Source organism: Bacillus basilensis (genome assembly GCF_050630465.1).
Classification (GTDB): domain Bacteria; phylum Bacillota; class Bacilli; order Bacillales; family Bacillaceae_G; genus Bacillus_A; species Bacillus_A basilensis.
In genome coordinates this window covers 190806-211650 of record NZ_JBNTQO010000002.1, presented here as the reverse complement: position 1 = coordinate 211650, position 20845 = coordinate 190806, and the positions used below count along the sequence as shown (strand labels likewise).

Below are 20845 nucleotides of genomic sequence, written 5' to 3'. Positions count from 1 at the left end.
CATATTTACTATGTACAATTAGGGCTTGGAAAATTCGTCCGCAAAAATTATATTTCTCACTCAAAACCCATTCATATCAAGCGTTAACACCTTTTTATTACATTTTATTTACAAAAAAAGCAAACTCTTTTACAAGTTTGCTTTTTCCTCTATCTTATAACGCACATTCTTCAATCTCAAATCCTAAATCTTCAATCATACCCCAGTCTGCAGTCGGTTCTTGTCCAGCTGTCGTTAAGTAATCCCCAACAAAAATAGAGTTTGCTGCAAATAAACCAATTGGCTGCACAGCACGTAAATTGATTTCACGTCCCCCTGAAATACGAATTTCTTTCGTCGGGTTTACAAAACGCATCATCGCCAGCACTTTTAAACATTCTACTGGTGTTAACTCTTTTTGTCCTTCAAGCGGCGTACCCTTTACAGCAACAAGGAAATTACATGGGATTGAATCTGCATCTATACGTTGTAATTCAAATGCAATTTCAGCACGCTCTTCTATTGTCTCCCCCATCCCAAAAATCGCCCCAGAGCATGGTGAAATACCCGCTTGTTTCGCTTTTTGAACTGTATCAACACGGTCGTCATACGTATGCGTTGAACAAATACTTTCGTAATTATTTGCATGTGTATTTAAGTTGTGGTTATAACGATGTACGCCAGCTTCCGCTAAACGTCCCGCTTGATCTTCATTTAAGAAACCTAAACAACAACAAATCTTCAAATCTGTCGTTTCACGAATCTCCTTAACTGCTCCAATTACATGATTCACCTCTTTATCCGTCGGACGACGACCAGATGCTACAATACAATATGTACCCGCTTTACGGCGAATCGCTTCATGTGCTCCTTCTACAATCTTTTCCTGCGTTAACCATGCATATTTATCAATCGGTGCCTCTGAAATAATAGACTGAGAACAATATCCACAATCTTCAGGACATAATCCAGACTTCGTATTAATAATCATATTCAATTTTACTTTCTTACCAAAGTGATGATGGCGAATGATGTAAGCTGCATTCATAATCTCTAAAATCTCTGTATCGTCAGCCTCCAATATCGCTATTGCATCTTCTTTCGTGATCATCTTCTCTTCTACTACGTCGTATGCAAGTTTGTTCCAATCTCTTTTTGTTTGTACTTGTTTCATTTCATCTCTTCCCCTCTTTTGTTATATGCACAAATAAAGCATGATACGTTGCCATTATCCCTTCATTTCCCGTGAAGTCTCTTTCGTATATGCGAAGCATCGCACGAAAGAGTGAGGGACTTTGACAATATGATTCTTCATTACTATTGGTCGCTCCTACTTTTCGAATAGAATGCAGAAACTCCTTAACTTCTGTAAAACTCTCTATGTAACATGTTTCAGAAACATGCACATCCCCTGTTTCTATTTCACATATATGGCGCAACTGATTTTCCGAATAAAAACGTTGTCCAATCGATGTTTCGTTTTGTATATTTTTTTCTTCTTTCGCCCGCTGGAACGAAGCATGCAACTCTTGAAATGTTTCATGTCCAAACGTTGAAAAAAGTAATATCCCATCTATAGACAAATGATGAAATAAATTTCTTATCACTTGTTTTAAATCATTTAGCCATTGAAATGTTGCATTTGAAATAATGACATCATATGTTTCTTCTAGTCGTAACCTTTCTATATCCTCACAGTAAAACGTTACATTTTTCACATTTTGTCTAGTTTTCGCAACTGAAATCATACTTTCAGCAAAATCAATGGCTGTAATATGTGCTTTCGGAAATAACTCTGATAGTCTTTCTGTGACATAACCTGTCCCGCATCCAAGTTCTAAAATACGTATCGATGAATTAGCACTATATCGCCGATTCAATTTAGAAAGTAATGAATGTGCCATCTTTTTTTGTACACTTGCATATTGATCGTAGGATACAGCTGCCACGTTAAACCGTTTTTGTAGTAACGTTTTATTGATCATGTCGTATCCCCTCTATAAATTGAATTATCTCATTCGCGCAATATTCAAAATTCGTTACGCATAATGCGTGTCCAGCCTCACTTACTACCTTGAGCATGGCAGTCTCATTCTCAGCCATACTACGCGCTGCAGACAATGGACATATTACATCCTTCTCCCCATGAATAAGTAGTATAGGTACTTTCACTTCTTTCAGTTCTTTTCTCATATCTGTTTCTATTAAATAATCCAAACCTAATTGTAAAGACTGGATAGAATCACCTTTAAAATGTTTTACGATGTCTTCAAAACTTTTATTCTCTTTCAGCTCATCTTTCGTAAACATATTTTCATAAAACCGCTTGAGCGTATCTTCTTTCTTTCTAGTCAAATTCTTTTTCAGCCGTTCCACATGCAAAGCATTCCATCCACTCGTATAGTCGCTCGTATTTGTAAATTTGGCAGTACCACCAATTAGTACAATACCTTTTGCCTTAATCTTTTTATGAGCTTGAACTGCCGCTAACGCTCCTAGTGACCATCCAACTAAAATTATATTTTCATCCTTTGCTACATCTATTATTCGCCCCGCAAATTCACTTTGTTCTTTCACGTTACGCCAATCAATGCATTGAACAGGATATTCTTTAAAATGCGGAAGTACTAAATCCCAAATATTTTCTTCCATTCCCCATCCAGGGATAAAAATAATCTTCAGCTCTTTCATACGAAAAGTTCCTCTTCTTTCGCAATGTGAATAATTCGGTCAATAGCCCATTGCAAATCAGCTATTGTATGTTGCGATGTAACTGCAAAGCGAATTCGAGAACTATTGACTGGTACAGTTGGCGGACGAATTGCAATAGCTGCAATACCTGCCTCTTGTAACTTTTTACTAAACTGTAAAGCTGTTTCATTTGAACCGACCACAATCGGTACAATATGAGTTGAGCTATTCCCAATATCAAAACCAGCTTCTCGTAAATGGTTTCTGAAATAAGCTCCATTCTCTATAAGTCTCTCTCTTCTTTCATTATCTTCTTTCACAATTTCAATTGCTTTTTGTACCGCTCCTAAAGTCCCTGGTGGTAAAGCAGTAGTAAAAATAAAGCTTCTCATCATATTTTGTAAATACTCTATATAAATTGCATCACCTGTCAAATACGCACCATAACACCCTAAAGCCTTGCTAAACGTCCCCATATGTATATCAATTTTTTGAGCAAGATCTTTTTCTATATGAGACAATCCAGCTCCGCCGATTCCATATATTCCACTCGCATGCGCTTCATCAACTATAATGATTGCCCCGTATTTCTCTTTTAGCTGCACTAACTCCCTCAAATACGCAGTATCACCATCCATGCTAAAAACAGTATCAGTTACAATTAATTTCCGCTTTTCAGGAGATGCTGTTTTCAACAGCTTCTCTAAATGCTCCAAATCATTATGCCGATACCTTTTATGTTCTGCCCCGCTTAATATAATTCCATCAACAATGCTTGCGTGATTTAATTTATCACTAAATACAATATCGTGACGACAGGCTAAAGAAGATATTGCCCCTACATTTGCTGTATACCCACTATTTACGATTAATGCTCTTTCAGTACCTTTCCAGTTGCATACACTTCTCTCCACCTCTTCATACAATGGATAATTTCCTACAACGAGACGAGAGGCAGTCGAACCAGTTCCATATTTTTTTGTACACACAATAGCAGCCTCTTTTAACCTCGCATCTCCAGCTAACCCTAAATAATTATTTGACGCTAAATTTAGCATCTTTTTCTCATCTCGAATAAGCCATGTCTCTTCTGCTTGTTCTGTTACGTACAAATTACGATACTGCCCTTGCTCATGTAATTGTTGTAATTTAGATTGAAGATGTGCGTGCCACGTTTGATTCATTTTGAATGAACTCCTCTAATTTTGAAATCATTATATATTCTTTAGCAGATTCCAATACTTCTTCTTTTGTAAAGTTACCTGCAAAGAATGGTAATAAACCTAAAACTGGTACCCCGCTCAGCTCTTCAATCATTTCTTTATTTTCTTGCACTCTTTCCATTTCACATTCTTTGCAACCAGATAAAATGACACCTGCTACCGTTAAGCCATGTGCCTTTGCATAAGCAATCGTTAAAACTGTATGATTTACTGTCCCTAATGTAGGACGTGCTACTATAATAAGAGGAAGCTGTAATTCTTTTGCGAAATCAATTACTAAAGCGTCTTCTGTATATGGAACAGCTAGTCCACCTGCTCCTTCTACAAATAGGCTATTAAACTCTTTCAATCGTTCATTATAGTGATTAATAATGTCTTTTAAACGTACTACTCTTCCAGCTCTTTTCATGGCAAATCTCGGAGCAAGCGGTTCTTCAATAGAATAAGGACAAATTTCATTTTCTTTTGTCGGTACACCCGATAATGCTTTTAACCTTGCTGCATCTCCCTCTGGATTTGATGCAACATGTCCACTTTGCAACGGTTTATATACCCCTACGTTATATCCTAATTCTCTAAATACACCTGTTAATGCACCTGCAACTACAGTTTTCCCCACTTCAGTATCCGTTGCTGTTATGAAAAAACCGCCCATTACTCTCCCTCCGTAACATCCGAGATTGCTTTATATAAAATACGTAACATCTCATCAATCTCATCAATTGTAGAAGCAAGAGGAGGCATAAATACAATCGTGTTTCCGAGCGGCCGCAAAATCATGCCCAGCTCTCTTGAGCGTTTACATACTTGAACACCGACTCTCTCTGTCCATTCAAACGCTTCTTTCGTTTCCTTATTCTTCACAAGTTCAATTCCAACCATTAATCCGCACTGACGAATATCCCCTACATGTTTATATGTAAAGAGTGCTTCTAATTGCGTCGCCACATATTCTGTTTTACGTGCTACTTCTTCTATTAAATTTGTTTTCTCGTATAGTTCTAGATTCGCAATTGCTACCGCACACCCTAACGGGTTCCCTGTATAACTATGACCATGGAAAAATGTTTTTTGTTCTTCATAGTCTCCTAAAAAGGCATTATAAATTTCATCTGTCGTTACGGTGATTGCAATTGGTAAATATCCACCTGTTAAACCTTTTCCGGCAGTTAAAATGTCCGGCGTTACATTTTCATGTTCACATGCAAACATTTTCCCGGTACGCCCAAATCCAGTCGCTACCTCATCTGTAATAAATAAAACATTATATTTTGTACATAAATTACGTAGTCCTCTTAAGTATCCTTTTGGCATTGTAATCATACCGCCAGCACCTTGCATTAAAGGTTCTACAATAATTGCTGCAATTTCTTCATGTTTGTCTTTCAGCAGCTCTTCCATTTCTTCTAAATGTTTTTTTACAATTTCCTCCTTATTATTTCCATAAGGAGAACGATATGTATATGGATAAGGCATTTTAATTGCCTCAAATAAAAGTGAACTATACACTTGGTGAAACAAGTCTATCGCTCCTACTGAAACAGCTCCAATTGTATCACCGTGATACGCTTCTTTTAATGTAACAAATCTTTGTTTCTTCGGTTTTCCTTTATGCTGCCAATATTGAAATGCCATCTTAATTGCAATTTCAACAGCGCTAGAACCAGAGTCTGAATAGAATACTTTCTTCAAACCTTCTGGTACAACTTCAATTATTTTTTCTGCTAATAAAATAGATGGAACGTTAGCAAGTCCTAGCATAGTAGAATGAGCAATTTTATTTAATTGCTCACGAATTGCTTCATCTAGTTCCGGTACTTGATGTCCATGAACATTTAACCAAATAGACGAAACACCGTCCCAATATTCATTTCCATTTACATCGTATAGCTTTCTCCCCTCTCCGCGTTCAATAATGACAGGATCTTCTTCTAAAAAATCCTTCATTTGTGTAAATGGGTGCCATACATAGGCTTTATTTTTTTCCGATAACTCTTCATATGTATAAGACGATTTTTCATTCGTATTACTATTAACAGTCACAATTGTCACCCCTAATGTTAACTTGTTTATAAATATAGTTAACATTAAATCTAAATTGCTGTCAATTATTTTTAAATCAAAAAGTTCTTAAAAAAGAACAACTTATCATACGATAAGTTGCTCTATCTTCCGTGCTGTATCTTTCCAATTTCTAAAATAATCTCTTCATCTTTTTTTCCTTCTGTATCAATTCCAAGTTGTTTTGCATGTTCAATTAATAGATCGTGACGTTTTTCAAATCTTGCAGTATTTACTTCTTTCTTAACCTCTTCTTTTGTTTTCCCTTCAGTAGAAACTCCTAGTTTTTCAGCTGCTTTTTCCATCGATTTCTTCTCTTCTAGTTCTTTTACTTTCTTCACTTCTGACTGCTTTGTTCGACTTTGTTTTGACTGCTCTGATTCAGCTGCAAAAGCTGTGTAAATTCCAGCACTTCCGCCAATGACTAGTAAGGTGGTAAAAAGAATTATTTTTTTCTTCACTCTTTCCTCCCCTTTCAAATTCATTATAACGCACATTTTCACAGTATTAAAATCTTTCTCCTTTATTTTCCCAAAAAAATTATTGAACATTTTTATTGACATGTAAGACGAATATATGATAAAAATTTAACTAACATCATATGAATCGGCGTTGATAGGATTTAGTAGTATTTCGATTTCTGATTTCAGAGAGCTGGTGGTCGGTGCGAACCAGTACAGAGCGAATTATGAATTACCCCCTGGAGCTTCTTTTGCGAAACGTAAGGAGTAGTGAAAGACGGTTATAGACCGTTATGTCTAAAAGAGTGGTGAAACGAAACTGTTTCACAATTTAGGGTGGTACCGCGAATTTTTCGTCCCTGCATATATTGCAGGGGCGTTTTTTATTTTATTAACGCATATCATACGACCCTTTATTTTGTGATACATTCATTTTACAAGCTAGGGTGGTACCGCGATTTCTTCGTCCCTGCATAATTATATGCAGGGACGTTTTTTTATCCAATTATTTCCGCATCATATTGAGATATGGACAATTACCATTAATTTGTCACAAAATTCTAAATTTTAGAAGGAAATAAACAATATTGGCGAATTTTATATAAAAAAGAGCTATTTTAGATTACTTAGGAGGGAAAAACAATGGTTTCAAAAATTGAATCTGTTCTTTTAACAATTTTTATCTTTTTCTGCATTGGCTTTAGTGTTATCAAATTAGAAGTTTCACCACACATCCCGATTTTATTCGGTATCGTTCTTTTATTAGCATTTGGATTTATGAAAAAAATCTCTTGGTCTACTATGGAAAAAGGAATGATCAGTAGTATTTCAGCTGGTATTCCATCTATTTTTATTTTCTTACTTGTAGGCGTATTAATTAGTGTTTGGATCGCTGCTGGAACAATTCCAACTTTAATGGTATACGGCTTCCAGCTTGTATCTCCAAAAATTTTCATTCCAACTGTTTTTGTTGTTTGTGCAATTGTTGGAACAAGTATCGGTAGTGCCTTTACAACTGCCGCAACTGTAGGACTTGCCTTTATGGGCATGGGTAGTGCTCTCGGATACGATCCGGCTCTAATCGCTGGTGCAATTATTTCTGGTGCATTCTTTGGAGATAAAATGTCTCCTTTATCTGATACAACAAACTTAGCTCCTGCTGTAACGGGTGTAGATTTATTTGAGCATATTCGTAACATGCTTTGGACAACCGTCCCTGCTTTCATTATTGCCTTTATCGCATTTTTCATTTTAGGAAGCGGTACTGGTGGAAACGTTGACTTCACAAACTTTATTAGCACATTAGAGAAAAATGCAACGATTTCTATCGTTACACTTATTCCAATTTTATTACTGTTCCTATTCGCATTTAAAAAAGTTCCAGCAGTTCCAACATTACTCGCAGGAATTGTGGTAGGAATTATTATTCTCTTTATTTTTAAACCTAGCACCTCTTTAGCTGATTTAATGAAAATTATGCAAGACGGCTACGTTTCTAAAACTGGCATTAAAGACATTGATAGCTTACTATCTCGCGGTGGTCTACAAAGCATGATGATGTCGATTGCGCTTATTTTCCTAGCTCTTTGTATGGGAGGTTTATTACAAGGAATGGGTATTATAGCGCAGCTGATGAATATCATCTCTAGCTTCGTAAAAAATAGCACACGCTTAATTATTTCTACTGCTTCAACTGCAATTGGTGTAAACTTCTTACTTGGTGAGCAGTACTTATCTATCGTTTTAACAGGACAAGCATTTGCTAAGAAATACGATGAAGTCGGTTTAGAACGTCGTAATTTATCACGCGTATTAGAAGATGCAGGTACAGTTATTAACCCGCTTGTACCATGGGGAGTAAGTGGCGTATTCTTAACAAACGTCCTTAGCGTTCCAACATTTGATTACCTGCCATACGCTATCTTCTGTTTAGCTTGTCCAGTCTTAACGATTATCGTCGGCTTTACTGGATTTGGTCTTTCATGGAAGAAAGAAAAAGCAGTAACAATTTCATAATATAATAAAAAGGATTACCTTAATCGGTAATCCTTTTTATATTTCTCGACTATCTATTTGCTTTTTTTCTTCTAAATAACAGAAGTAATCCCGCTCCAACAAATGCCAAACCTGCTCCAATTGTAGAAACAACACTTGTACCTGTTTTCGGTAAATCACGTTCTTCTTTATTTTCACTCACAGTTGTTGTTTCTTTTGTGTTTTGATTGTCAGTTGTAGTTTGTCCAGATCCTGTATTTTTACCTTCATCTGTTGGTGGTGTCGTTGGATTTCCTCCATTATTTCCTTCACCTGTTGGCGGTGTCGTTGGATTTCCTCCATTATTTCCTTCACCTGTTGGCGGTGTTGTTGGATTCTCTCCATTGTTTCCTTCACCTGTTGGCGGTGTTGTTGGATTCTCTCCACCAGTTTCCTTATCATCATTCTTCTTCGTTATATCAATTGCATATTTAGCAAATTCATTTTCAGATGGTCCAACGTACGATATTTTCCCATCTTTCTTTATATACTTTTGTGCATTTGGTGAAGAATCAAATGTTGTATTTAATTTATCTGCAACAATTGGTTTAAACGCCCAATTTTTATCTGCTGCTGGATCAATAACTGGTGTTTCTTGCATATACTTCACAATGATTTGACGTGTTTCATCTTGTGATTGATATACAACTTCCCCTTTACTTACACCTGGGAACGTTTGGCTACTTCCACGATAGTTATTTGTAGCGACGATAAACTCTTGATTGTCAGCTACTGGCTTACCTTCATATGTCATATTTATAATACGATTCGTATTTGCATTTACAACTTTTCCATCCTTATCGTATTTCGCCGGTTGTGTTACATCAATTTCGTATTTTAAGCCATCTAAAATATCGAAGTTATATGTAGGATAGCCTATATTTACTAACGGCTGTTCTTCTGTTTTCTTTGGATCGATTTGATTAAACTGACCTGCAGACATTTCAAGCCATTCTTTCACTTGTGCCCCATTTACTTTTACAGCATATAACGTATTTGGATATACATATAAATCTGCAACGTTTTTAATTGCTAACGTCCCAGCTGGAATATCCGTATAATATGTAGCACCGTTTCGTCCACCTGCTTTAAATGGTGCACCTGCAGATAAAACTGGAATTCCTTTATATTTGCTATACTGTCCATTTTCAGCAAATAACTTTTCTACATACCATTTTTGTGCATTTGTCACAAGTTGTACAGAAGGATCATCTTGTACTAATGAGAAATAACTATTAATTGGCGCTGTCGTTTTTCCTACAGCTGTATTCACATAATCAATTGTCGCTTGATGATCATCTTTAATTTCATTAACTAATTTTTCATCGGATTTTACTAGTGGGTTTCCTTTACTATCAGCAATTGGACGAAGTTGTGGCTTCGATTGCTCTTTTTGTACTTCCCATTTTCCGTTTACCTTTTTCAATTGCATATCAATAATACCTAGGTTACTTCCAAAGACACCAGGCATTACAACTGGAACACCATTAAATACATCCTTCATTTCAGTATGTGAATGTCCCATTAATACTGCATCTACACCAGGAACTTCTGTTAAATAATACGACGCGTTTTCCATACCAACGTTGTATCCACTCTTATCAACACCGGAATGCGCTAGTGCAACGATAACATCTGCACCTTCTGCTTTCATTTTTGGCACCATTTTCTTCGCTGTTTCAACTATATCTTTCGCTTTAACTTTTCCTTCTAAATTTGCTTTATCCCAGTTCATAACTTGCGGTGGAACAAATCCCATTACACCAATTTTCACCTTTTGTTTTTGACCTGATTCATCTTCTACTTCTTTTTCAAAAACATGATATGGTTTAAAGTAATTTTGGTCGTTCTCTTCATTATTATCTTTATCATCTTTATAGACGTTCGAGTTAATAACCGGGAACTCTGTTTTACTAATTACTTTGTTTAAATAATCTAAACCGTAGTTAAATTCATGATTCCCAAGAGAGATGACGTCATACTTCATTAAATTCATTAAACGATATAATGGATGTGTATAACTAGGATCCACAGGATTTTTCGGATCGTTTATTTTATTCGCTACATAATCTCCAAGCGGTGTCCCTTGTAATGCATCCCCATCATCAAATAGGACAGAGTTCTTCGCTTCTTCACGTGCTTTATTAACAAGTGTTGCCGTTTGCACGAGACCTACTTTATTATCTGTTTTCGTTTGATAATAATCGTAATTCATTAAGTTAACGTGAATATCTGATGTTTCTAGAATTCGTAAGTTAACTGTACTCTCCCCAGCTTTCTCATCCGCATGAGCTGTTGTTGGCAATACTTGCGGCGCTATTACGCCAATAGCAAGAGTTGCTCCAGCTAGCATTTTTTTTGACTTTTTCACAAAAAATCCCCCTTATACAATTACCAAAGAATAATGAAATGAATTTCTATTAGTCTCTAACCACATACCTTTTTTCTTCTATTAGATACACGATTTTCATTTCATCCTGCGCTAACGAGTAGTCTCCTTAAACGATCAATTGATGGAGACTAGCAATTAACGGGAGATAAAGCTCCCACTATGTAGAATTTTACCTTATCTGACATTATCATATATAATGTCCTTTCATATCGTCAATATTTTTTGACATACTTCTACAAATTTTCTGTAAAGTTATTGTAAACTTTTCATAAACATATAATATGCCCTTACATTGCTAATACTGCTGAATATGATACAATTACCAATTACAAGGAGGATGAATTATGAAAAAAGTCATCTTAACAATTGTTTGTCTCCTCCTTCTAATCATTTCTTATTCTTATTTTGAAAAGAACGATGAGACAAAACAAAATGAACCCGAAGAAAAAACAGAAAAAACATCTACTCCAAGTTGGATTGATAAGCAAACAAACGATTCCTTTTATCATCTCGTACTAGGTGATTCGCTTGCCAAAGGATATGGATCGACACAAGGGGGATTTGCTGAATTAGCCTCTAGACAAATAGAAGCACAAATTCATAAACCAATTACTGTAGAAAACCTTGGGATAAACGGTCTTACAACAGATCGTCTCGCTAAAAAGGTTCAATCAGAAGATGTAAAGCAAAAAATTAGAGCAGCAAATATAATTACGATTAATATTGGGGGAAATAATTTATTTCGCTTAAATCGTGATGTCGGTGTTATAGATGGTATTAAAATGTTAAATAAAGAAAAAGCTCATTTTGAAGCTGATGTAAAAAATATTGTAAAGACAGTTCGAGATCAAAATCCGGATGCTTTACTCATTCTTTCCGAACTCTATAACCCGTTACAACTCGATGACTCCATCGCAAGTTATGCAGATATGTTTTTAGATGGCTGGAATGAATCCGTTTATTCCATTTCAAAAGCAAATCAACCATCTATCGTTTTACCAATTCGTAAATTAATATCGAATGATAAAAAAGAATTACTCTTTGACCAAGTACACCCAAATGATAAAGGCTATACGATTATTGCCGATTCATTTACAAAAAAAGTGTTAGCCTACAAATATTAAAGTTTCCATGAAACAATTCTATTTTTATAACATGTCTTTTTTGTTACAATGAGAGTGGAAGGGGGCCTTTATATGGAATCACGCGAGTGGGAACGTATTGTTGATCATCTTCTTTCGCTAGTGCCTCTTTTTTATCGCAAATTTATGCTTCCTGGAGAATTTTCTTCTCAAAGACATATGCCGCCATCACATACACAAGTATTACTGCTTCTGCATGAGAATGGCACATTAGCAGTTTCCGAAATCGGCAAGCGGCTAGCGATTTCAAGGCCTAACATGACACCTCTATTAAACAAACTGATTCAAGAAGAACTAATAGAGCGTCATTATAGCGAAAAAGATCGACGGGTCATTTTAATTTCCCTAACAAGTGAAGGGAAATTGTTAGTAAATCAGTATCAACAATTCATTTTAGACAAATTAAAAGAAAATTTCCAAACATTATCTGAGGAAGAGCGTGAGAAGCTCATCCATTCTCTTCAAACCATTCAAAATTTAATTTTGAAAACAAACGCATAAAGCTGCTTCTAAATAGAAGCAGCTTTATGATTCGTAATAATTACCATAGTATACATTTGAATACGGCCATGTCGTTAAATATGGTTTTTGATCTTGCGTAGGTTGTTGTGATGGTATTTGTGGTAATTGCTGTAATTGTTGTTGTCGATATAATTCGTATTGTCTATTCATATCATAAACCGGATGATAATTTACATATGGATATACTTGCGGTACGTAATAATAATACATTCATTCTCTCCCCCTTTTTCTTAAACATATTCAAAGGAGAAAATGAATGTGACACTCTTTATATTTGCATGAGTGGTTCTCTCACTCGTTTCTTTCTATTCTTCAGGCGTAACTTACGGTTCTTTTCATATAAATAATGCACAACGAAATATGAAACTACACCAAATACAACTCCTAAAATGGTCATTCCAATTAATACATACACTTCACTCTGTAATAACCCCTTCAATATCATAAAAATATGACTCGAAAACAAATCAGATATTGTAAATGGTTCATGATGTATTTTCTGTACATGAAATGGATAAATCATTTTCCCTAATGCATAAGCAAGTGGGAATAAAACTACTGGAAGAAACGAAATCTTCCCAAGAATATTGCCAATAACCGCAGCAGGAAAAGATCCCCTTGCTAATCGAACAATCGGATAAAATATTACATATACGAGCGATGCCGTATAAATGACTAACATTTCTAAACCAAATCCTATAGCAAAACCTAGCGATACTTTCTTTGCTCCTTCTGGCGATCGAAGTAACTTATAATATTGAAACTTTAATATTCTCCACATCCGCTGAAAAAACGAATATGTTTTCTTAGTTGTTTTCACTCTCATCATCTCTTTAACTATATTTTTATACCTAGTATGCCCTTACACACTCCGAAAAACAAATTTCAGTTTCTCTTTTATTATAGATGATATCAAAATGGTTAACTAAATATACATATGACATTTCAATATAAAAAAACCTTCCACTTAGGAAGGCTCTTCTACATTTTTAAATAAACTTACTAATAATGCTTTTTGCGCATGCAATCGATTACCAGCTTGCTCAAAGACAATAGACTGTGGTCCATCTATAATCTCGCCTGTTACTTCTTCTTCACGATGGGCAGGTAAGCAGTGTAAGAAACGATATGTTTGCTTCGCATGCTTAACAAGTTTGTTATTGATTTGATATGGTTGAAATAAAGTATATTTCTCTTCTTCGCCCTCTTGCCCCATGCTCATCCAAACGTCAGTATAAATGAAATCTGCTTCATTCACCGCTAATTCAGGGTTATGCAAAATTTCAATTTCAGCTCCTGTTTCCTTGGCAATTGCTAACGCTTTTTTTACAATCTCTTCATTCGGTTCATACCCTACAGGCGTTGCAACAGTCATATGCATTCCGACTTTCGCACTCGCTAACAACAATGAATGACATACATTATTTCCGTCACCTATGTAAGCCAATTTTATTCCTTTAAATGTATTTGTTTCTTCATATATTGTCATTAGGTCTGCCAATGCTTGACAAGGATGATGATGATCCGTTAAACCGTTAATTACAGGTATGCTCGATTCTTTTGCAAGCTCTTCTACATCCGCATGTGAGAATGTACGTATCATGATCCCGTCAATATAATGCGATAATACTTTCGCAGTATCTGAAACGGTTTCTCCTCTTCCCATTTGCATCTCTTTCCCACTTAAAAACATACCATGTCCCCCGAGCTGTACCATTCCCGCTTCAAAAGATACACGAGTACGAGTTGAATGTTTATCAAAGATAAGCCCTAATATTTTGCCTTGTAATAAAGGCTCCTGCTTATTCTTTTTTAAATATATAGCGAACTCAATTAAAGAAATAATTTCTTCTTGCGTTAATTCTTCTAGTGTTAAAAGATCTTTCGTATTTAATTTCGGTACTTGTACAGTTGACATGAAATTTCCCCCTTATATGATCGATACGTTTTTTGTACAAACTACTTTTTTTATCATATATACTGCCTGTTCTAACTCTTCATTCGTTACAATAAGTGGCGGTAATAGCCTTATAACATTAGGCCCTGCTTGTAATACGAGAAGTCCCTCTTTTTCTAGTTGTTCTATAAAACTTGCAACTTCATGCGTACATTCAATTCCAATCATAAGCCCCTTACCACGTATATTTTGAATACATTCGACATGTTGTAATTCCTCTTGCAACTTCTGTAATACATACTCGCCCTTTTCTTGTACTTCTTTTAAAAACGATGGTCTTTTGCTTACTTGCAATACTTCTTTCGCTGCAGCCATCGCAATATAATTTCCACCAAACGTTGAACCGTGTGAGCCTGCAGTAAACGATGTTCCAAGTTCTTTCCGGCCAATCATCGCTCCGACAGGAATCCCGTTTCCAAGTGCCTTTGCGACGGTAACGATATCAGGTTTTATTCCCATTTGTTCATAAGCAAATAATGTACCTGTTCTTCCGATCCCTGTTTGTACTTCATCTATAATAAATAAGGAACCGAACTTATTACATAATGCTTCAATCGCTTGCAAAAAAGATAGATCAGCAGGTATGACTCCTCCCTCTCCTTGAACAACTTCTACCATTACCGCCGCAATTTCTTCATTCATTACTTCCTCTAATGCTTTTATATCGTTAAAGGGGATATGTAAAAAAGACGGAAGGAGTGGACCAAATCCTTCTTTCACTTTATTTTGCCCCGTCGCACTCATCGTTCCGAATGTTCTACCGTGAAAAGATTGCAGACATGTTACGACGAGAGATTTTCCAGTATGCTTACGAGCTAGCTTCAAAGCTGCTTCATTCGCCTCTGCTCCGCTATTACAGAAAAACACATAATCTAATGCTATATTTTCTGTTAATAATGACGCGACTTCTTCTTGTAAACTGTTTGTAAATAGGTTAGATATATGCCATATATCATCAAGTTGTTCTTGTACAGCTTTCATAACTGTAGGGTGACTATGTCCCAAATTACATACGCCAATTCCTGACGTAAAATCTAAGTATTGTTTACTGTTATTATCAATAACTTTCGTTCCCTTTCCCTTTACAAACTCAACAGTTCTTCTCCCATATGTTTGAAAAAGATGAGTTGTCATACGATACTCACTCCTCTCGTTACCGTCGTTCCGATACATTCTCCTGTATCTTTAGTAAAATCTTTTGTACCATTTACGATACTTATCTTGTGCACTCCCATTTTTAATGAAGCTAGTGCCGCCTGTACTTTCGGAATCATTCCGCCTGTAATAACTCCTTTTTCTATAAGAGTTGCAATTTCAGACTCATCTGTTTTCTTTACCAATTTCCCTTCATGTAATATCCCATCTACATCCGTAATAAAAATGAGTTCTTTTGCGGATAGTGCGGCCGCAATCCCAGCTGCAGCGGTATCCGCATTTATGTTATAAATCTCATTATCATGGATCCCGATTGGAGCAATAACAGGAATATAATTCATATTTATTAATCCTTTTAGTAAGGCTGTTTCTACATAGCTTACTTCTCCCACATATCCTATCTCCTCGCTGACAGGTTGAACTTGAAGTAATTTGCCGTCACACCCTGAACAACCTACCGCAAGTAAATTATGCCTTTGCAAATTCATTACAAACTTTTTATTCGTACTCCCGCATAGCACCATTTGAACAATATCCATAACTTCTTTTGGTGTCACTCGTAATCCATCTCTTTTTTCTACTTTGATATTACAATTTTTTAAGTTGGTATCAATTTCTGGACCACCACCATGGACAATCACTACCTTATACTTCTGCTGTAATTTCTTTATACAATCAAAAAACACATCATTTAATTGCTCCAACATACTACCGCCGCATTTCACTACAATATAATCGCTCATCTTCCCTCTCCTTATGTACGATAACAAGCGTTTATTTTCACATATTCATAGCTTAAGTCACAGCCCCAAGCTGATCCTGCTTCTTCTCCTAAATGTAAATACACATCAATCATAATTTCATGTTCTTGTAATCTCTTTTTCATTTCCTCTTCAGAAAACATTTGAGGTTCACTATTTTTTAGCACAACGATAGATTGAAGAGTAATATCAATTGTATTTGGATTAATTACTACTTCACTTTGTCCAATGCCGCTAATAATTCGCCCCCAATTTGGATCTTCACCGTGTATTGCTGTTTTCACAAGACTTGAACCGACTATTTGCTTTGCAATTTTCTTTGCCTCTTCACTCGCTTTCGCTCCTAGCACATTTACTTCTATTAACTTCGTAGCACCTTCACCATCTTGTGCAATTTTTTTGGCTAAATCTTCACATACCTTCTGTAAAGCAAATACGAAAGTTTCCCAATCCGGATGTTCCATATGAATTGGTTTCGTTTCTGATAATCCACTTGCCATAACGATGACCATATCATTCGTAGAAGTATCTCCATCCACCGTAATTTGATTAAATGTATGATTCGTTATTTGCGATAATGCTGTTTGCAATACGTCATGCTCTATATGAGCGTCTGTCGTAATAAAGCTCAGCATCGTTGCCATATTCGGATGAATCATCCCTGAGCCCTTAGCAACACCAGCAATCGTCACTTTTTTCCCATCAATAATCATTTCATAGCAAGTTTCTTTCGTTATAAGATCCGTCGTTAAAATCGCTTCAGAAAAAGAACGCGCTTCACTTTCTTCCTTCGTCGGTATAAGAGTTGCAACTCCCTTTCGAATTATATCCATCGGTAAAGGAACACCAATTACACCTGTCGAAGCTACTGCAACATAATTTTCTTTCAATCCAAAATGTTCCGCTCCTAATACTCGCATCTCGTAAGCATCTTGTAATCCTTTCATTCCTGTACAAGCATTTGCATTTCCACTATTGACGATAATAGCTTGTAATTTCTCCTCAGCCGCTATACTATCTTTTGTTACTTGCAAGGGGGCTGCTTGTATTTGATTTGTTGTATAAACAGCAGCACATGATGCCGGTACATCACAAACGATTGCCCCTAAATCCTTTTTCTCCTTTTTCAGACCAATTGCAGTACCAATGGCCGAGAAACCTTTCGGAGTTACAATCGAACCATTTTCTACTTTTGTAATAGACGCTACTTTAATCATTATGTCCCCCTTATAGATAAAGCGGCATATATTGTAAACCTGTAGTTTCTTCTAGTCCCGCTACTATATTTGCATTTTGAATCGCTTGCCCAGCCGCACCTTTCATCATATTGTCTATAACAGAAACGACTGTCACTCTTCCTGTTCTTTCATCGTAAGCTATCCCCATTTCACAATAATTTGAGCCCCTCACTTCTTTCGGACTCGGAAACTCTCCTTGCGTGCGAATTCGAATAAAAGCCGATTGTTCATACGTTTCTTCATATAACTTTTGAAGTTGTTCTATTTCCATTTCTCGTTTTACTTTCGCATACAGTGTAACCATAATCCCTCGTGATATCGGTATTAAATGTGTACTAAACGTGATTGGCTTCGTTTCCCTATCCCACTCTGCAAGCATTTGCTCAATCTCAGGGACGTGTTGATGCTCATTTACTTTATAAATACGTAAGTTATCGTATAACTCAGGAAAGTGAGTCATCGTTGTTGGTGTTTTGCCTGCTCCAGATACCCCTGATTTTGCATCAATAATAATTGAATCTTCTTCAATCATGCCGCTACGTACTAACGGCAATATCGCTAATAATGTAGCTGTAGCAAAACATCCTGGGTTTGCAATTAAATTTGCATTTTGAATCTCGGACCTTTTCCATTCACTTAACCCATATACAGCTTCACTAAGGACTTCTTCTTTTGCAGCTGCCCTTTTATACCACTGTTCGTATATCAAAGGATCTTTCATACGAAAGTCTCCAGATAGGTCAATTACTTTTAAACCTACTGCTAATAATTTTGGAGTTAACTCTGCCGATACTCCTGCTGGGGTTGCTAAAAATACAATTTCTGCTTCCTTCTCTATTTCCTCCGCCTCAATTTCTTGTAACGTATGAACAAGAATATTTCGAAGATGCGGATATACATTTGTTATGCACTCGCCAACTTGTGAAAAAGAATGGAGAGATGCTATCGAAAAATATGGATGTTGCTCTAATAACCGAATTAATTCAATACCTCCATACCCAGTTGCTCCAATAATCGCGACTTTCATACGCTCCTCCTCATATCGATTCTTTAAATTAAGTATGATTATAATATTGTATATTTATAGAGTCAATTAAATATTTATAAATTTTTTAAACTTAAAAAACTTAATTTTACTAGAAAAACAATATACACACCCGAATTTTTATACACAAATAATGTATAGTAGTTTTTTCATTCCACTTCAAGTACAATAAAACAATACATACGTACATACAGGCGGGGAAAACATGAATGAAAAATTAATTGAGAAAATGATTATAAAAAGTTTTCAACAATACCAATGTAATCCTATGTCAAATGAGGATCAGGAGATGCTAATTAAACAGATTCAAACGATAATTCATTCAAATACTGAAATTGATGTATACGAAGCAGTTGAGGATATTGTTTACGATTATGTGACTGGAAAATAAAAAAAATAGGAGATTTCCATATGGAAATCTCCTATTTTTTGCTTAATGATTTGCCTGCAACACGCTCAAATAAACCTGGGAATAGAGCATAAAGTTTCGGCCCCATGCCCATCCACTTCGGTAAGTTTACTTCACGCTTTTTCGTTTTCATTGATTTTACAATTTGTTCTGCTACATAAGTTGGCTTTAACATGTATCGTCCCATATTTTTCACATATGTACCGGATTGATCAGCTATTTCAAAAAAGTTCGTATCTATCGGACCTGGATTAATCGCTGTTACAAAAACGTTCGTACTAGACAACTCCATGCGTAAACTATTCGTAAACCCTAATACGGCATGTTTCGTCGCTGCATATGCGCTTGATTTTGGAGTCGCAATTTTCCCAGCAAGTGAAGCAATATTAATAATATGTCCTTCGTTTCTGTTTACCATATAAGGTAGTACCGCTTTCGTACAAGCTACTAATCCAAATACATTTACTTGGAACATATCTTTCACTTCATCCATTGACGCATCTTCAAACGTTTTAAAAATACCAAATCCCGCATTGTTTACTAATATATCAATACGTCCCACTTCTTGTAATACCTTTGAAAAAACAGATTGTACCTCCGTCTCTTCACTTACATCTAATACATAATAATGGCAAGGCGTATTATAAGTTTCTTTAATTTTTTCTGCTAACACTTTTAATTTCTCTTCTGTTCTAGCCATTAATACTGGAGTCGCCCCTTGCTCTGCAACTTGCATTGCAACTTGCTCTCCAATTCCACTAGAAGCACCTGTAATGACGATTACTTTATTTTGTAAACGTCCCGTCATTGCTGTCACCTACTTTGCATAATAAATCAATTGTTGCGAAGATTCATCAATCATCACTTGTTGATTATATGCTAAAAAGTCTAATTGTCCAACCGTTTCTGAAATAGTAAGTGGTAATTGCTCTTTATATAATACCGGAAATAGTTTTACACATACTTCAAATGCTGTCATTGGTTTTTCCTTTAATAACTCAAGCACTTTAAACGCACGTGTTTCTTGCTTTTGTAATCTCGTTTCAATAAGTTGTTTCACATTTAGGACATCTTCTCCATGTCCTGATAAAATGCGTGAAATATTCATTTCACTTAAACGCTTTAACGTTTGATTATATTGTAATAACGGGCGTGCCCTTTCTGTTTGTCCTTCATATGGTGGTTCTAATATTGGATTCGAAGAAATATGACTAATGAGAGCATCACCGCCAATTAATATCCCATCAGATTCTCTATATAATGAAATATGAGTGGAAGCATGACCTGGTGTTTCGATTACTGTAAACCCAGGTAAGGAATCAATACGATTTCCCTCTCTCACAGTATGCGTTAACGATCTATTACAAGAATATTTAAGTGTTCTTGTCGTTAATAACGCCTCGTCTTTCAAAAATGCTGCTGGAACACCAAATTGCAAAGCTGTCTCTCTAAAAAACTCATGATACCGCTTTAAAAATTCTGGATTTTGCGTAATCCAAGGCTCATTCCAAGGGTGTCCAATAATGTTTGTTTTCTCAGAAAATATATTTAAAAGCCCACAATGATCCGCATGATGATGCGTAATGACTACTGTTTCAATATCTTCTATCGTATATCCTAATGCACCTAACTGACTTTCTAACGCATTTCTTGCCACTTCTGTATTCGTCCCTGTATCAATTAATGTTAATGTCTCCCCCTCAACTAAAAACACATTCACAGTTTCAACTGCAAATGGCACAGGAATCTCCATTCGGTGAATTGCCGTCATGCTT

At 36.0% G+C, this 20845-nt stretch carries 21 protein-coding genes and 1 other annotated feature; of the genes, 4 read left to right on the top strand and 17 right to left on the bottom strand.

Annotated elements, in window-relative coordinates:
- Positions 1-154 precede the first annotated feature (154 nt).
- The 7 genes from bioB to ACQVV1_RS04490 form a co-directional block, all read right to left on the bottom strand.
- Positions 155-1153, bottom strand: coding sequence for a biotin synthase (gene bioB / locus ACQVV1_RS04520; protein ID WP_063223051.1), 999 nt, complete (start codon positions 1151-1153; stop codon positions 155-157).
- A 1-nt stretch (position 1154) separates the two neighbouring features.
- Entirely contained in the window at positions 1155-1964 is an 810-nt protein-coding gene (bioC, locus tag ACQVV1_RS04515; RefSeq protein ID WP_309259296.1) for a malonyl-ACP O-methyltransferase BioC, read from the bottom strand.
- Positions 1954-2670, bottom strand: coding sequence for an alpha/beta fold hydrolase (locus ACQVV1_RS04510; RefSeq protein ID WP_242252143.1), 717 nt, complete (start codon positions 2668-2670; stop codon positions 1954-1956). The genes bioC and ACQVV1_RS04510 overlap by 11 nt, the downstream gene beginning before the upstream one ends.
- On the bottom strand, positions 2667-3854 hold the full coding sequence (gene bioF, locus ACQVV1_RS04505) for an 8-amino-7-oxononanoate synthase (RefSeq protein WP_242252145.1): 1188 nt from the start codon (positions 3852-3854) through the stop codon (positions 2667-2669). The genes ACQVV1_RS04510 and bioF overlap by 4 nt, the downstream gene beginning before the upstream one ends.
- Positions 3820-4548 carry a dethiobiotin synthase gene (gene bioD, locus ACQVV1_RS04500; protein ID WP_431168650.1) on the bottom strand — a complete coding sequence of 243 codons (729 nt, stop codon included), beginning with the start codon at positions 4546-4548 and terminating at the stop codon, positions 3820-3822. The genes bioF and bioD overlap by 35 nt, the downstream gene beginning before the upstream one ends.
- Positions 4548-5981, bottom strand: coding sequence for an adenosylmethionine--8-amino-7-oxononanoate transaminase (bioA, locus tag ACQVV1_RS04495; RefSeq protein ID WP_242252149.1), 1434 nt, complete (start codon positions 5979-5981; stop codon positions 4548-4550). Before bioA ends, bioD begins: the two co-directional genes overlap by 1 nt.
- A gap of 77 nt (positions 5982-6058) precedes the next feature.
- The gene (locus ACQVV1_RS04490; protein WP_242252151.1) at positions 6059-6415 is read right to left on the bottom strand and encodes a hypothetical protein; all 357 of its coding nucleotides are present in this window, start codon (positions 6413-6415) and stop codon (positions 6059-6061) included.
- A gap of 142 nt (positions 6416-6557) precedes the next feature.
- Positions 6558-6779: a binding site (T-box leader), on the top strand.
- A gap of 278 nt (positions 6780-7057) precedes the next feature.
- Here ACQVV1_RS04490 and nhaC point away from each other — a divergent pair.
- A complete protein-coding gene (gene nhaC / locus ACQVV1_RS04485; RefSeq protein ID WP_063223045.1) occupies positions 7058-8431 on the top strand; it encodes a Na+/H+ antiporter NhaC in 1374 nt (457 codons plus the stop codon).
- Between the two features lie 49 nt (positions 8432-8480).
- On the opposite strand, the gene cpdB is transcribed toward nhaC, so the two are convergent.
- Positions 8481-10820: a bifunctional 2',3'-cyclic-nucleotide 2'-phosphodiesterase/3'-nucleotidase gene (gene cpdB, locus ACQVV1_RS04480; protein WP_313897229.1), complete on the bottom strand. Its 2340-nt coding sequence runs from the start codon at positions 10818-10820 to the stop codon at positions 8481-8483.
- 365 nt (positions 10821-11185) lie between these two features.
- Between cpdB and ACQVV1_RS04475 the strand changes: the two genes are divergently transcribed.
- Both ACQVV1_RS04475 and ACQVV1_RS04470 read left to right on the top strand, forming a co-directional pair.
- Positions 11186-11965, top strand: a complete 780-nt coding sequence (locus ACQVV1_RS04475; RefSeq protein ID WP_016086392.1) for a GDSL-type esterase/lipase family protein — start codon at positions 11186-11188, stop codon at positions 11963-11965.
- A gap of 72 nt (positions 11966-12037) precedes the next feature.
- Positions 12038-12484, top strand: a complete 447-nt coding sequence (locus ACQVV1_RS04470) for a MarR family winged helix-turn-helix transcriptional regulator (RefSeq protein WP_060632191.1) — start codon at positions 12038-12040, stop codon at positions 12482-12484.
- Positions 12485-12508: 24 nt separating this feature from the next.
- Here ACQVV1_RS04470 and ACQVV1_RS04465 read toward each other — a convergent pair whose 3' ends face one another.
- From ACQVV1_RS04465 to argC, 7 genes are all read right to left on the bottom strand, one after another.
- Positions 12509-12715, bottom strand: a complete 207-nt coding sequence (locus ACQVV1_RS04465; RefSeq protein ID WP_060632192.1) for a hypothetical protein — start codon at positions 12713-12715, stop codon at positions 12509-12511.
- A 58-nt stretch (positions 12716-12773) separates the two neighbouring features.
- Positions 12774-13334, bottom strand: coding sequence for a DUF2062 domain-containing protein (locus tag ACQVV1_RS04460; protein WP_431168649.1), 561 nt, complete (start codon positions 13332-13334; stop codon positions 12774-12776).
- A 138-nt stretch (positions 13335-13472) separates the two neighbouring features.
- The gene (argF, locus tag ACQVV1_RS04455) at positions 13473-14423 is read right to left on the bottom strand and encodes an ornithine carbamoyltransferase (protein ID WP_431168648.1); all 951 of its coding nucleotides are present in this window, start codon (positions 14421-14423) and stop codon (positions 13473-13475) included.
- A gap of 12 nt (positions 14424-14435) precedes the next feature.
- Complete coding sequence (argD, locus tag ACQVV1_RS04450) at positions 14436-15596, bottom strand: acetylornithine transaminase (RefSeq protein WP_242252163.1); 1161 nt, start codon at positions 15594-15596, stop codon at positions 14436-14438.
- Entirely contained in the window at positions 15593-16360 is a 768-nt protein-coding gene (argB, locus tag ACQVV1_RS04445; protein WP_063223034.1) for an acetylglutamate kinase, read from the bottom strand. The genes argD and argB overlap by 4 nt, the downstream gene beginning before the upstream one ends.
- An 11-nt stretch (positions 16361-16371) precedes the next feature.
- Positions 16372-17595 (bottom strand): bifunctional glutamate N-acetyltransferase/amino-acid acetyltransferase ArgJ, encoded by a 1224-nt coding sequence (argJ, locus tag ACQVV1_RS04440; protein ID WP_242252164.1) that lies wholly within the window; start codon positions 17593-17595, stop codon positions 16372-16374.
- Between the two features lie 10 nt (positions 17596-17605).
- Positions 17606-18643, bottom strand: a complete 1038-nt coding sequence (gene argC / locus ACQVV1_RS04435; protein ID WP_242252165.1) for an N-acetyl-gamma-glutamyl-phosphate reductase — start codon at positions 18641-18643, stop codon at positions 17606-17608.
- A gap of 223 nt (positions 18644-18866) precedes the next feature.
- Here argC and ACQVV1_RS04430 point away from each other — a divergent pair, with 223 nt between their 5' ends.
- Positions 18867-19052, top strand: coding sequence for a YqzH family protein (locus tag ACQVV1_RS04430; protein ID WP_063223031.1), 186 nt, complete (start codon positions 18867-18869; stop codon positions 19050-19052).
- A gap of 31 nt (positions 19053-19083) precedes the next feature.
- Here ACQVV1_RS04430 and ACQVV1_RS04425 read toward each other — a convergent pair whose 3' ends face one another.
- Positions 19084-19878, bottom strand: a complete 795-nt coding sequence (locus tag ACQVV1_RS04425; RefSeq protein ID WP_098555497.1) for an SDR family oxidoreductase — start codon at positions 19876-19878, stop codon at positions 19084-19086.
- A gap of 9 nt (positions 19879-19887) precedes the next feature.
- Positions 19888-20841: an MBL fold metallo-hydrolase gene (locus ACQVV1_RS04420; protein WP_431168647.1), complete on the bottom strand. Its 954-nt coding sequence runs from the start codon at positions 20839-20841 to the stop codon at positions 19888-19890.
- Positions 20842-20845: the final 4 nt, after the last annotated feature.